The following is a 14,446-nucleotide window of genomic DNA, read 5'->3' on the forward strand; positions in this document are numbered from 1 at the left end:
TATCTATTGTTTAACCCCTTTCTTTAGCAAGTGCTCATTGTTTAAATATACCAGGAACACCACTAAGAGAACGGCATTTATAATCGACTGCATAGAGGCGTTCACTGTATTAGCAAAGACAGCAAATGTTGAATTAAGCATTGACATACAAATAGCTGCCAATAAATAACCAAACTTTTCGTTGCTATAACGACCAATATAAGAACCAATAAACATCGGTAAGAACGCTGTAAACATGATGCTAATCGAGCCAAATCCTAATTGTCCGCCATTGATATTGGCATTTCGAACGGTATTAAGAAAGCCTACAATGCCCATCAAGCCGCCACACACTGCATAACAAATCAGTGCATTGGGTATTTCTCTAATGCCTGTATTCACTGCTACTTTCTGCCCACTTTTTAAAGCATTATACTCATAGCCAAACTTAGTGTGGTCAAAGAGTATAATCATTGTAATAAGCACTACCACAATGATGATAAATGCCGGAATCCAAGAACCAGAGACCTTAGCCATCGAAGTGTTTTGTACTTCGCCCATAATGTAACTACCACCAGTCATTGTGTAAAGAATTCCTTCATAGATTAGCGTTACACCTAGGGAAGAAATAATGGGTGGTAATCGTAGAATAATGTATATAAGACCCGATATTAAACCCAATAGAATCCCCGCAGCAAGAGATAATCCTAGCATTAGCGCAGCACTATATTTGCCACCAGAAAGCACACTATATGTTACTTTTGCAGCAACTCCCGAAGATAATATAGCCATCGCCCCTAGCGAAAAATCAAACCTTCCGCTATTTAAATTAATCGAAAGAGCGATTGTCGTAATCATGATGATTGCTGCATAAATCACAAAGTTATTAAAACTTGTACGATTCCCAATCATCGCCTTTCCATTAACCAAACAGATAACACCAAGAATCAGTCCGGCAATGACAGGAATTGCTAATGTGCCTATGCATTTCCTAAATATAACCTTATTTCCCATAGCTTTGCTTGTCCCTTTCAGATTCCCTTGACAGTATTTAATGAGCCTCAACTAAACTCTTAACATCTTCAAAATTTGCAGTGTCCGAAACGATTGCGTCCAAGGTCTCTTTGTCAAAGATAGGTGAATCACTATTATCTTTAAGAAAATACTCATCAAACTCATCACCATTCGTGGCCACGGCATAGGCCTGATTAATCGAAAGTGCGTTGCCCTCTTCATCACGAATCACATTGCCATTAATTGCATCTAACATGACTGCAAACACAGGACCGATACTTGAACCATAAACAGCCGCAATGTATTCTAGCTTTCCGTTTTTCATAGCTTCGCTGTTGCTAGAAGTAAAGGAATCGATATCTCCAAAGGGAATTTCCGCTGTGTTAAGCTGTTGAGCAAAGAAAGTCGTTCCCATTCCCACCGAGATAAAGGCATCTGGGGCTGCCTGTGATGCCGCATTGAACTCATCTGCTGTCGTATCGCCATAGCCTTGGAAGTAAGCTACCACTTCTACATCCCCTGCCACCTTAGAGAGATCGACCCCTTGGTCTCCAAAAATCTGTCCCGCAATTCCTTCTTGATCGCTAGCTCCACCATAAGTACAGCCTAATCCTGCAAGAACACCCGCGGTTCGATATACGTGCATGGGGTTAGGAATGAATGCTCCATAAATTGCCACCTTTTTTGCGCCTTTTTCCACAAAATATTTAGCCATATCAAGACCTGTCTCATACTCAGCTGTCATGCTTGCACCTATTTGACCAACAAAAAATTCATTACTTTTATATTCTTCGTATTGAGCATCATCTAGCATACCCGTAGCAACGGCATAATACACTTCGTACTCCTCGCAGGTTTCTATCTGTAGAGCGCGGTCACTACTAGACATAGAAATAATTCCCTGACATCCCTGGGACGCAAATTTTTCAATGGCAGCCTTTTCAGACGCCGCATCCTCTAAAGCATCCGTAAACTGGAACTCAACATTGTACTCTTTTGCCACATAATCATTGTAATAAGCGCTAAAGGCCATAGCGTTTTCGCTACTTACGTCTGCTACAAGAACACCAATCTTAACCGTTTCTCCTTTGCCGCCATCACTCTTTGTCTCACTACCTTCGTCACTCTTTTTGCCACATCCTGCTAGCATACTTACTAACAACACCGACACGAGACCAACATTAAGCCACTTCATTAATTTCTTCTTCATATTTACTTCCTCCTATGTCACTTGTTTTTTATTTGAACGCTTATGCGTCAAATTTCTACTATCTTGGTAAAGTTTTCGTCCGGTAATTCATGCTTGCTGCATAGACTACTAGTAAAAAGAATACCGCACTGATTATCTGAGTAATCCCGTAACCTGATGAACTATCAAAAATCAACTCTAGAGCATTGTCTAGAAGAATATAGGAAAATCCTCCTATTATAGCCGAAAAGATTTTTGAATCCGCACCACCAGAAATCGGCATACCGCCAAAAACGATTGCCACTAGGATATTCATTCCTAGACTACTAGCGGTAGTAGCCGTTACTGACGGTGTGTAAACTAAGGTTAGAAAAGCCCCCAAACCTACAGACAGTCCGGCAATACAAAAGCCGATAATAGCATGCTTGTTATAATTGATTCCCGTTAATTTTGCACAGACGGGATTTCCGCCAATAAATTTCTCTCTTCTACCTATCTTTGTAAAATTAAAGACATAGAGACAGAGTAAAAAAAACACTGCTAGAGTCACTATTTTAAAAGCTGGAACATCTAAAGATTTGAGTACGTTACTAGGAATACTGATTCCTCCTAAAGCACCGCCTCTTGATGTTATAATCTGAGCAGACACCGCCGAAAGTACCGACATCATGGCCACTGTGGCGACGAAAACTGGAATATGAAATATCGACGCCAAAATCGAACTTAACAGAGAACACCCTATTCCTGATACACCAATCACAACTATCATTAAGGGCACATTCTCGAAAGCATTGTAATTTAGAACTCCCATTGTAGCTGAAAACAAAGTAGCAGCTCCCAAACTGATATCAAACGAACCTAAGGAATATATAAAAATTGCTCCTGTTGCCACCACCGCAAGAACGATTCCCTCATTAAAGACAATCTTCAAATACATATCTAGACGATATCCTTTCGTTTGCACTACTGCACAGAAAACAAGGAAGAGGACAACTAACGCAACCAACGGCAAAAACTGTACTATCATTTGCTGTATCTTATATTTGTTTAGTTTTCTTTGATTTTTTACCATAATCCCCTCCTATATCATATATTTGATAATGTCTGCCTCTTGTGGCTTATCACTTCTCATAAATTCCGCTGCCTTTTTTCCATCTTTCATAATGAGAATACGATCCGCCATTCCTAGAAGTTCTGTCATCTCTTCCGAAATAATCACAATCGACTTACCTTCCTTCTTCATCTGGTACATCAGTTGATACATCGCCTGCTTCACCCCAATATCTACACCTCTTGTAGGGCAGTCTAAAATCAAAATTTCACTATCACGACCAATCCATTTCCCAAATACTACCTTCTGCTTATTACCACCTGATAGGGTCATTACATATTGGTTACGATCTTGACACTTTATGCTTAGCTTTTTAATTTGCTCATCGACATATCGATTCTCTTTTCCCGAAAGAAGTAAAAACTTTCCTGTAGCGAAGCATTCTAGCCCCCCAATAGAAATATTGTCTTTAATTGAAGCGTTTAAAGAAAGAGACTCATAATCGCGATCCTTTGAAACATAGCCTATTCCGTGATTCATCGCTTCCTTTTCATTTTTGAGTGGTTTACCATGTGCTAGCACCTCTCCTGCATTAAGCCTTTCTGCTCCAAAAAGAACTTTTCCTAGGGTGTGCATTCCACAATAGGAAAGCCCACCTACTCCCAGTATTTCGCCTTTGTGAAGTTGAAAATCAAACTCTCTTAATTGATCATCTAATTCTCCCTTTACGATTTCTAAAACCACTTCGTTGTCATAGCTATCGTCAAGGTCACTACGATAATACTCTCCTTGTAGTTCACGTCCAATCATACTAGTCTTGATTACATCTTCATCAAATTCATCTTTATCAAAAGTAACGATAATCTTACCATCTCGAAGAACCGTCAAAGCATCGCAAACATTCATTATTTCTTCCAGATCATGAGAGATGAAAATAACCGCTTTGTTTTCAGCTTTCATTTGATTCATAATTTTGTAGATAATCTCCCGACCATCTTGAGATAAAGCTGTGGTAGTTTCGTCTACTATGAGAACCTCCGGATTCTTACGCATAACCTTGGCAATTTCCACTAGCTTACGGCTTTGCATATCAATATCCGCCGTCAGCGTTTCCGCCTTAATGTAGCTAGCACCAATACTGTTTAAGACCTCTTGAGCTGCTTTAATCAGCCGTTTACGACTGACGATACCGCCTCTTCGGAACTGAGCCGTCTCACCCAGAAAAATATTTTCGGCAACCGAAATTCCTGGTACCGTACCACTTTCCTGAACAATCATGCCCACTCCATTCTCCAAGGACTCAATCATGCTTCCTGGATTCCATGGCTTTCCTTTGAAGAACATTTCTCCTTCATTAGCTCTTTGCATCCCCGCAATAATTGAAGTTACAGTTGACTTTCCAGATCCGTTTTCACCAATTAGACCACGAATTTCTCCACCGCTCACTTTGACGTTCACATTATCTAAAGCAACCGTCGAACCAAAGCTCTTGTGCATTTTTTTCGCCTCTATCATGAACTCTTTACTCATGTCCCGTATCCTTTCTACTACCAACTAGTTCTTAGTTATAAGTATAGATTTTTTACAGTTTATAACAATTGTTTTTAATAATCAGTTTTATTGTATTTCAGTTATATATATGTTATTATTAATACATATTAACTGTCTTATTTTAATATTATTGAGGATTGATTATGGATATAGAGACTTTACGCTTAAAAATTTATGAAATGAATGAAGACGAGATTTTCTACCGTGACTACTATTATGCACGGCAGCAAAGTTACTCTTTAGAAAAATTTTTAGCCAATTTAAATATGGAAGATGTTTTACGACGTCATTTGCTAATACCAGAAAAGCCTGAGACGATTCCTCTTCAATATGAGGATACTTTCTTTTTTGAAATGAACAATACTAATAGTATTATTGCTCAAAAGCATAACCGCTATGCTCCGGCAATTTTTCACAAGCATACTTTTTTTGAGCTGATGTACGTTTACGATGGGCATTGTCAACAAAAATTCGCACATACAGAATTCCACCTCAAGACTGGAGACATTTGTATTATTCCACCGGGTATCGAACATACTATTTCCCTGAATGACGAAAGCATTGTCTTTAATATTCTGATTCGCAAAAACACTCTTCATAATATTTTTTACAATTTTCTAAGTACTCCTAATATACTTTCCTCTTTCTTTCTCAGCAATATTTATGCAGAAAAAGGAAATGATTATATTATTTTTCATACGGGTAGCGATCTAGAAATACAACGTGGCTTTCTATACATGCTATGGGAAACTACGAACAAAGAGATGTACCACTATCAGATGATTAGTTATACCCTGATGTTGGTCTTTGGACTACTTATAAGAAACTACGAAAATACTGTAGATATGCCCATTTTTACCAAGAGAGTAGATGTGCAGCGTTTTGCCTTATTACAATACATTCAAGAGCATTACACAGACATTCGCTTAGAAAACGTCGCTAAGCACTTTCACTATACTCCTGAATACACCTCTAAGTTAATTAAAGAGACGACCGGAATGACCTTTACAGAAATCATTCAGAGAATTCGTATCGAAAAGGCGCAAGAAATGCTCCAGAACACCAACCTTTCAATCGCTACTATCAGCGAAAAAGTAGGTTACGATGCTCCCGAGTATTTTATTCGACTATTCAAAAAGAATGTCCAGATGACCCCATCTGTCTATCGCAAAACATATACCTCATCATAAAAACAACCTTAAGCCTGCGCCTAAGGTTGTTTTTCCGTTTTATTTCCTTCGTATCATATCTCCTGATATCTCATCTAGCGAATACGCACCACACATCATCATGGTGTCGCGTAATTCTTCTCCTAACTTATCCACTAGAACCTTAACACCCTCGCTGCCGCCACCGTAAAGAGCTGTTACAAACGGTCTGCCGATAAGAACAGCATCTGCTCCTAGTGCTAACGCTTTAAAGATATCTCCACCTGAGCGAATACCGCCGTCGACAAATATCTCCACCTTCTCGCCAACCGCTGCCCTAATCTCTGGTAACACCTCAGCTGTACCTGGACAACCGTCCAATACTCTACCACCGTGATTGGATACCACTATCGCTTTCGCGCCAGCTCTTCTGGCTTTCGCCGCACCCTTCACCGTCATGATTCCTTTAACGATAAAAGGCTTATCGATGCTCTGAATGATTTCTGCTAGCTCCATTTCTGATTTGCAACCAGCCGGTGGTGTTTGATTCTTTAAGAAAGGTAAACCAGCACTATCGATATCCATAGCTACTGCTAGCGCTTTCGATTCCTTAATTTGCTCCAGTTTGCTCAAAATAGTATCTTTATCCCAAGGCTTAACCGTGGGGATACCAAAGCCTTCATTCCTGCGAATCGCCTCTGTGGCCGCTACCATCACTTCGGGAGCCATTCCGTCTCCGGTGAATGCCGCAATCCCAGCATTTTTACACGCCGGAATCAGAATATCGTTATATTCCATATCCGAGTACTTATCCCCATAATGTAATTTCATGGCCCCTATTGGCGCCGCAAAAATTGGAAACTCAAAAGTTTCTCCGAACACCTCCGTCTGTGTAGATACAGGTTTATTTTCCGTAATCGTATCCATGTTTAACGTAATCTTCTGCCAGCTATTATAATTTTTAATCGCACCTTCTCCTAGCCCCTTTGCCCCTGGCCCTGGCATTTGGTTACGACAAGCTCTCCCGTCACAAACGAGACAGGCCTTACAATAAGGTCCTACATTCTTTCTTGCTTCTTCCATTATTTCTTGATATGTCACTTTAGCCACCTCTCTTTCATCCACTTATATATCTACTATTATGATATATTGGAGGACGAAAGTAAACAACCGTCACCACATTAGTGCAAGAACTACTTGTAGCCTTATGGCTATTTCTCGAAATCTCTCATATTGTTAATCTATATCGTGTTTGTTATTATATATGCAAGTAACAAAATGGATAGATTTTATATCTTTCAAAACTAGAAAGGACGACAAATCATGAATAAGAGAGACAAAAAAATACTATTTATATTTGTGTGGATTGCTATCATAATTACATACCTTTTCTATGTGTTATTAATCGAGGTTATCTGTGGTATCGGCGCCAGCGATCCCTGGAATGAGCACAAAATGAAATGGAAGAAGAAGTTTGGATTAGACGAATAAAAAGGTGCCTTAATGAACAAAGAAAAATTAGTAAATCAAAGCATTAATTACATCATGGAACATCTGAATGATGATTTATCTCTCGATACGATTGTTGCTCATTTATATATTTCCAAATTTTATTTCAGTAGAATCTTTAAAGAAGTAACTGGTGAGAGTATCTATAGCTTTGTAAAACGCTGTAAAATTGACCAAAGTGCCATTGATATTAAGCTGAATCCCGAAAAAACCATTACGGATATTGGTCTCGATTACGGATATAGCTCTTCAAACTATAGTACTGTTTTCAAAAAGAAACTCAAGACCTCGCCCTCCACGTTTAAAGAATCCTTACCAGTTCAAAGTATGTCTAGCCCTTTTATCCCTGAGCAAACAGTCCACTTTAAGAGCTATGAAGAATATAATGCGCTAATTGAAGTTCAGGAATTTGATGACTTACCTGTTCTTTGCGAACGCTTTATCGGAAATTATATCGACCTCGAAAAGAATTGGTACCAGTTCTTAGATAAAAACAAAAATTTATTATCTGCCGAAACCATTCTCGTAGAACGATTCTTTAACGACCCATCAATCTCCAATTCATCCCAGTGCATTAGCGATATTTGTATGACCGTCCCTAATGACTACAATTCTGATAATCTTGAATTGATTGAGGGTGGTAAGTGGATTGTGTATCCCTATACTGGTGAGATTAAAAACATTTTTGAAACACTACAGGGAATATTTAGCATCTGGCTACCACAAAGTGGATACACAATGGAACAGCGATACGGCCTAAATATATACCATCAGATTGACCGCGACTGCCACCATGTAGTTATGGATTTATGTATTCCCATTAAATAATGGCAAGAATTCAGAAGTCGAAAACCCAACCTTCTTTCTATAATTGAAATGCTTGAAGAGCAGCACTTATAGAAAGAAGGTTATTTTTATGCAAACGTGCACACCCGTCACTTGGGACATTCAATATGACACGTCACCAACTGCAGTGCGGTATTGTAAAAAATGCAAACAAAAAACGGAGTACATATCCTCGGGAGAGTTTCGTGTTAACGCTCAGCAAAAAAATCTCGATATCTGGTTGATATATAAATGCACAAACTGTAACACAACTTGGAACAATACTATTTACTCCCGTGTCTCGCCTCAGCTGCTAGATTCTAGCTTACTTGAACGCTTTCACAGTAATGACGAAATTCTTGCCCTACAATACGCTATGAATACTGCGCTTCTTCGGCAAAATGGTAGCGAGATTAAATTACCGGAGTATCAAATAGTTGGAGATGATGTCACCCTAGATAGCGATCTCCAAATAAAAATCAGGAGTCAATATTATCTACCAATAAAACTATCCTCGATTATACGTAGAAAACTAGGTCTATCTCAGCGTGAATTTGAACAGCTATATTCCGATAGACGAATTGACAGTAATACTGACCAGGATTTACGCAAAGCTAGATTTTCCTCGGAAGTCATTATAAATATCTCACCCACTACATGACTAAGCATAGTAGTGGGTTTATAATGCATTTACTACTATACATAACACAGTACTGTTGAGGTGATAACATGTATGATCGTTCCCAATTATTAAAGGGTGTTCTAGAAGGGTGTATTTTGAAAATTCTAGCAGAGCACGAGGACTACGGCTATAGCATTGTCATCGCCTTAAATAAGGCTGGTTTTACCACTCTCAAGGAGGGGGCGTCTATCCGGTGCTTACAAGGCTTGAAAAAAGGGGCTTATTAGCTCAAAGCTAGTCCCTTCAAATCAAGGCCCTAGCCGTAAGAGCTATTCATTAACGACTGAAGGAATAGAGTATTTTAACGACTTTACATCAAGCTGGCAAGCTCTAACCGAACTGGTAAATTCACTACTCACTAAAGAAAGAGGTGACCATTATGAAGAGAAAGGAATTTGAACAGATTAAAGACGAAAATAACCGTTATTTAATTAAACTTTTACCAGAGGATGCTACCGCTATTACCGATGTCCTCGAATATCTTAGGGGCGAGTTAGTAATTACTAAAGACGAGGTTGAGCTTATCAAAAAGGATCTCATTCAAATCTCTCTTGACGCTGAGGCTCGTAGCGAAACCTTTCTAAAGGCTATCGGAAATAAGCAGGAGTTCGCCGATTCGATTCGCGAAAGCTATCGTCGTAAATCGTTATTCAACAAAATTACCGACCTTATTTTTATCTTTTCCTTATACCTCTTCTTTAGCATGGTTTTACAATACTCTGACAATGAAGGATACGTAATCTTTTCCATGGTAAGCCTTATTAGCTCTATTTTCTTTTTCCTTACTGTCACGCTTTTTGAACTAAAGCTAGATAGCTATTTCAAAGTCGTTTTGAACTGGACACATAAGCAACTTTTTGCACTTAAGGTGGGCCTTACGCTAGTTTTTCTAATCCTTACGAGATTATTAATGCCATTATCTTCTACAACCACTGTAAATCTTCCATTTCTTCCTGCACTGATTACTATTGGTGTGATATTACTTATCTCCTTTTCCTTAAAAAATATGCAAAAAAGCTAGTAAAAGGGCAGCGATATTAGTCGCTGCCTCTGCCTTTTCAACCTCAATTACAAGTCTTCTCTTCTTCCCAGCATCTCAAGCGGTGAATCGCGAACAATCCGTCTCGCAAAGATAGCCGCGACCACTGCAATGAACAAAAGCGTTACAATAGGAACGGCAAGTACCTCGCGTACATCTACTGTAAGCGGAATCTGCTCATATACATTTGCCTCATCTACATTTATATTGCTGTACGTAAGGTCAAAAATTGCCTCTGTACGCGTTTCCTCTTGAAAAACTCCTGTTAATGCCGTCCCCAGACCTGTTCCAATCCCCACGGAAACTGCTGAAAATAGCAGAAATCCCGTTAAAAGAGAAATCATAACCCCTTTTTTCGATACTCCTAGCAGACGCTCAATCATCGCTCGTTCTCGTTGTTTGGTTATGAAAATGTTACAGAAAAAGAATACCAATGACACCATCATTATCAAGCCTACTATTGAAAAAATTATAGCCATTTTCTCCATTCTTTTAAGACTTCCCTCTACGAGCGAATAACCCTTATCGTAGAATTCGAATTCCAATTGAGTGTTGCCATATGCCTGCCAATTTTTCATAAATTCTTCTACTGTACCATTTTGAATTTGAAAAGTTGTATTCCCTTCTAACATCGGTCCGTAATCAATGATATTATCCTCATCTTTAGCCGTGACTGACTTAGCTGGAATTACCACGCCATTCATAGGCATTGAGTCTTCCCATGACTCACCTGACACTGCCGTATATAAGCCTTTAATTCGATATTTCTCTTGAAAAAATACTGGGTAAGCTTTGTTATCTTTATTTAATAAACCAAAATCATAATACCAATTATCACTGTTCGTGTAAAAAAACTTTTGCGGTATAGTCCCGTAATTTGCGTAATATAGTGGTAATTCCAGTTCGTCTCCTATGGCTAAGTTATTATATCTGGCAAAAGCCTGGGAAACCAAACAGACCTTTTCTCCACTTTCGTATTCCTCTACTGAAAGGTCCGCTCCTTCCTCTATGTATGCTTTCCCCTTATGAAAAGCTAAAAGCGAATCGGTGCTGTCTGCTGGTAAAACTGGGATTGTCTCTAACTGCCTCTGTAACGCATCTTTAAGTTCTAACCACCGTTTACCCTCTTCCCTCTCATAGAACCCTTCGGTAACCTCATCATAAAATTCAAACTTCGCCTTTGTATGCTCACCATTATAATATTGCGTTGTAGCTGCTGCCATTGTCGGTGTAAACGCATGGGTTAAGGTACCATCTTCTTTAGGGGCAACCGTAGCCATTAAGCACATTATATATTTCTTGTCTTTATAAAACATCGTAGTATCTTCAGGGTCATTGCCAATAACCTCGATTTCCATATTGCTATAACTGTCATAGCCAAATATTATCTTCTCTATCTTCATCAAATGCGTATCAACCAGGGTGCAATCCTCAACTGGCGTAACCTCAACTATCAAGTCCCGCAACCCATCCAAGTCTACATTTCTTGATTCAAGCCGCGTCAAGACGTAGTCTTTCATATGAGCGCCGTAATACGGTCTCTGCCAAGGTGTTTGAATATATTCTATCTCGTCAATTAGAAGACTCGAATCAGAAATCTCTGGACGATAGTTCTCTTCATAATATATTTCATTCTTCTTAAAATAAGCATTATAGTATTCCATACGCTTGGTATCCCAAGGCTCTTGACTTACCACCCCGATTGTGGTAAAAACCTCGTCTAGTTTTTGCGAGCCACTTTTTACCATGCTTATTATATTTCCCCCTAAGGCTAATAGAGCACTTGTAAATATAAGGAAAAGTACGAAGGAAAACGTCATTTTCGGTGTTCGCAATAAAGTTTTTATACTTTTTCTTACCATCTCCGCCCCCTAATCATTCTTCTGCACTGCCAACATCAGACTGTTTCTGCCAATAGAGACCAACGCAATCATCGTTCCCACACAGATACATAACAGAACTAGCAGGGAAAGAATAGCTCCCTGCATCCAGCTTGTTCCGCCCATAATCATACTTAATATAAGACTCACAATAACTCCCCCCAAAGCTATTAAAATGTGTTCAAGGCAAAAAAGAACCCCTACACTCCTCCTTCTCATACCCATTACACGATATAAAAGGTACTCTTCACGGCGACTTTGCATCAACATATTTACCAAAAGATAAATTACCACCAGAAGCGCACCCAACAAAACAGGTAAAAATATCTTATTCAGACGGATATTGTCCTCAAAATTTGTGGCTGTCTTAATAAAGGTACTATCCTCAAAGAGCAAAGCATTCCCTTTTCTACTCGGCACTGCACCTGGCGCAATGCTAAGATAACCCGTCTTTTTCATTTCTTCCTTTACGGCATTTATCTCCGCCGGATCTACTAGGGAAAAACTTGCGCCGTCCATTAAATAGCGCCGTCCCTCTTCCTTATGTAATGCTGTTATCGCTTTATAGGGTACAAGAATATCTGCTCCTTGGCGATCCTGCTCATTATCGTTTGCTGTATAGAATCCTATTATTCTAAAAGTATGTTGCTTCGAAAAGTCATAGCTTATTACATCATAAGCATCACAGTGTTGATAATGAATGTAGAGGTCCAAATCCTTGCCAAGCGATGTGTTTTCTGCTTCCAAGAGCGGTTTCGACACGATGATTTTCAATTCTTCATCACTTAAGGACTTCTCACTTTCACCTTCTAACCAGGTGATTTCCTTATAACTTGTAGCTTCCGCTGAATTCGTCGCCAGACCGTAATAGGAGTTGTTCATTCTTACATCTTTAGAATCTATCTCGTGATTTGTAAACCATACCGGTGCTTGGTATAGCTTGTCTTTAAGAAAATCACAGTTCTCAATGGCCGCAATATTTTTTTCCGGAATAACCAATCTTGAAGAGCTTGTCCCTGTCAAATTCGTGACTCTACCCGTAACTGGTATCGACCTTCTGATTTCAAGATATTCACGCTCTGTAACTTGAAGGTTAATAAGAATAACCTGCATGATTAAGGAAAGTAACAAGCAGGCCATGAAGAACAAAATACTTTTTCTTTTATGTCGTCTAATATTCTCTACCGCGGTTCTAAAGATAAACATTCGCCTTCTCCTCACCAAGCATCCCATCCTGCATGTGATAAATCCTATCGGCCGCTTCCGCCACAAACGGATTATGGGTAACAACAATCACCATATAGTTTTCCTTTTTAACGAGCTCTGCCAACAGATGAACTATTATTTTTTCGTTTTTGCTATCTAAATTTCCCGTAGGTTCATCCGCAAGAATTATTTTTCCGCCAGTAGCCATTGCCCGAGCAATTGCGACTCTTTGTTGTTCCCCGCCGCTTAGCATTCTTGGGTAGTGTTTCTCTAACTCCTCATTAATTCCTACTTGATTTAGTAATAATCGTGCTTTCTCCGTGGCTTTCTTTTTACTTAATCCGTTCAGCTCTAGTGGAAACCGTACATTCTCCAAGGCGGTTAATAAAGGAAATAGGTAAAATGATTGGTAAACCATCGCCGCCTTTTGGCTACGATATTCGTCCCGATTCAGATTCTTTATCTCTACACCGTCAATAACTATTTCACCGATAGTCGGGGTATCTAACCCTGCTAAAAGGGACAAAAAGGTACTCTTACCACTGCCCGATTCACCTACAATAGCATAGTATTTTCCATACTCAAAAGTACAGGTGACGTTCTTCAGCACCTCTACCTTCTGGTATTTCGTCTGATATGTGTAGCCCACGTCATTTACTTGAATCACTTTTTATCCTCCGTCCTTCATTTTCATCTCGTGAATCCTTAAAAACCCGAATCGTGTATTTTACACAGTGAGTCAGCAACAGTAGTCCACTAAACGTAACCATCACCACCCAATTGCTTGGTAACGACTGAAATTCCAACCATAGGCTTCTCCCCATCAAGATGGTCACACATAATATAAGAACTATTGCATCACTCTTCTTACGTATACTTGCTATTTTCGCCTCTGTCATATTTCAGACCTCCATTTCTCACTAACAGACTATTTGTCACCAACATATCTTAGCTTAGAACCACTCTTTAGCGTAGATTCCTGATCAAAAAGAACATTTGTCTGCGATTCATCCTCGTTAAAGACTATTGCTGTTCTCTCTCTGTCAAAAACTAGCCTTTCGTCATTATCCGCTGATATTAGTAAAAGCTTTGAATTATTGATAAAATATTCTCCACTTTCTTCCTGAGCGGTTGCCGAAAAGCTAGGACTAAAGGTAGTATAGGTACCATCATCGTGAAGGATTAGCGACGGTAAAACCGTCTCCTGTGATTCAAGCTCGTACTTCCCCATCATTAAATTGACCGATGAATTATTTGTTTCCTTTGCACATCCAAAAAGCATCATACTTAACAAAAGACCACAGACTAGTATACGAATATTTCTTTTCATAGAGCTCCCTTCTGTTGTTAATAAGTTTTCTTTAATAGTAACA

At 39.2% G+C, this 14,446-nt stretch carries 15 protein-coding genes; 6 read left to right on the forward strand and 9 right to left on the reverse strand.

All coding sequences use genetic code 11. The annotated features are described in order from the left end of the window. Positions 1-3: 3 nt before the first annotated feature. From NHH16_RS12395 to NHH16_RS12410, 4 genes are read right to left on the reverse strand one after another with little or no spacing between them, the layout of a single operon-like run. Positions 4-993, reverse strand: coding sequence for an ABC transporter permease (locus tag NHH16_RS12395; RefSeq protein WP_262069924.1), 990 nt, complete (start codon positions 991-993; stop codon positions 4-6). Positions 994-1,030: 37 nt separating this feature from the next. Next, positions 1,031-2,203, reverse strand: a complete 1,173-nt coding sequence (locus NHH16_RS12400; RefSeq protein WP_262069925.1) for a type 1 periplasmic-binding domain-containing protein — start codon at positions 2,201-2,203, stop codon at positions 1,031-1,033. 58 nt (positions 2,204-2,261) lie between these two features. Then, positions 2,262-3,254: an ABC transporter permease subunit gene (locus NHH16_RS12405; RefSeq protein WP_262069926.1), complete on the reverse strand. Its 993-nt coding sequence runs from the start codon at positions 3,252-3,254 to the stop codon at positions 2,262-2,264. Positions 3,255-3,263: 9 nt separating this feature from the next. Beyond that, positions 3,264-4,763, reverse strand: coding sequence for a sugar ABC transporter ATP-binding protein (locus tag NHH16_RS12410; RefSeq protein ID WP_262069927.1), 1,500 nt, complete (start codon positions 4,761-4,763; stop codon positions 3,264-3,266). 164 nt (positions 4,764-4,927) lie between these two features. Here NHH16_RS12410 and NHH16_RS12415 point away from each other — a divergent pair, with 164 nt between their 5' ends. Beyond that, complete coding sequence (locus tag NHH16_RS12415) at positions 4,928-5,974, forward strand: AraC family transcriptional regulator (RefSeq protein ID WP_262069928.1); 1,047 nt, start codon at positions 4,928-4,930, stop codon at positions 5,972-5,974. A gap of 39 nt (positions 5,975-6,013) precedes the next feature. On the opposite strand, the gene NHH16_RS12420 is transcribed toward NHH16_RS12415, so the two are convergent. Then, positions 6,014-7,033, reverse strand: a complete 1,020-nt coding sequence (locus NHH16_RS12420; protein WP_262069957.1) for an alpha-hydroxy-acid oxidizing protein — start codon at positions 7,031-7,033, stop codon at positions 6,014-6,016. Between the two features lie 222 nt (positions 7,034-7,255). On the opposite strand from NHH16_RS12420, the gene NHH16_RS12425 reads away from it, so the two are divergent. From NHH16_RS12425 to NHH16_RS12445, 5 genes are all read left to right on the forward strand, one after another. Then, a complete protein-coding gene (locus NHH16_RS12425; protein WP_262069929.1) occupies positions 7,256-7,423 on the forward strand; it encodes a hypothetical protein in 168 nt (55 codons plus the stop codon). Positions 7,424-7,435: 12 nt separating this feature from the next. After that, positions 7,436-8,269, forward strand: coding sequence for an AraC family transcriptional regulator (locus tag NHH16_RS12430; protein ID WP_262069930.1), 834 nt, complete (start codon positions 7,436-7,438; stop codon positions 8,267-8,269). Between the two features lie 88 nt (positions 8,270-8,357). Beyond that, on the forward strand, positions 8,358-8,927 hold the full coding sequence (locus NHH16_RS15745) for a DUF1062 domain-containing protein (protein ID WP_262069931.1): 570 nt from the start codon (positions 8,358-8,360) through the stop codon (positions 8,925-8,927). Positions 8,928-8,995: 68 nt separating this feature from the next. Then, positions 8,996-9,175: a hypothetical protein gene (locus tag NHH16_RS15675; protein ID WP_316043938.1), complete on the forward strand. Its 180-nt coding sequence runs from the start codon at positions 8,996-8,998 to the stop codon at positions 9,173-9,175. Positions 9,176-9,327: 152 nt separating this feature from the next. Then, positions 9,328-9,969 carry a hypothetical protein gene (locus NHH16_RS12445; RefSeq protein ID WP_262069932.1) on the forward strand — a complete coding sequence of 214 codons (642 nt, stop codon included), beginning with the start codon at positions 9,328-9,330 and terminating at the stop codon, positions 9,967-9,969. Positions 9,970-10,016: 47 nt separating this feature from the next. On the opposite strand, the gene NHH16_RS12450 is transcribed toward NHH16_RS12445, so the two are convergent. From NHH16_RS12450 to NHH16_RS12465, 4 genes are all read right to left on the reverse strand, one after another. After that, the gene (locus NHH16_RS12450; protein ID WP_262069933.1) at positions 10,017-11,735 is read right to left on the reverse strand and encodes an FtsX-like permease family protein; all 1,719 of its coding nucleotides are present in this window, start codon (positions 11,733-11,735) and stop codon (positions 10,017-10,019) included. A 123-nt stretch (positions 11,736-11,858) separates the two neighbouring features. Then, complete coding sequence (locus NHH16_RS12455; RefSeq protein WP_262069934.1) at positions 11,859-13,073, reverse strand: FtsX-like permease family protein; 1,215 nt, start codon at positions 13,071-13,073, stop codon at positions 11,859-11,861. Continuing rightward, on the reverse strand, positions 13,060-13,740 hold the full coding sequence (locus NHH16_RS12460; RefSeq protein WP_262069935.1) for an ABC transporter ATP-binding protein: 681 nt from the start codon (positions 13,738-13,740) through the stop codon (positions 13,060-13,062). The genes NHH16_RS12455 and NHH16_RS12460 overlap by 14 nt, the downstream gene beginning before the upstream one ends. Before the next feature lie 261 nt (positions 13,741-14,001). Beyond that, complete coding sequence (locus tag NHH16_RS12465; protein WP_262069936.1) at positions 14,002-14,403, reverse strand: hypothetical protein; 402 nt, start codon at positions 14,401-14,403, stop codon at positions 14,002-14,004. Positions 14,404-14,446 lie beyond the last annotated feature (43 nt).

It is taken from the genome of Ohessyouella blattaphilus, from assembly GCF_024721265.1.
In the GTDB taxonomy this organism is placed as follows: domain Bacteria; phylum Bacillota; class Clostridia; order Lachnospirales; family Lachnospiraceae; genus Aequitasia; species Aequitasia blattaphilus_A.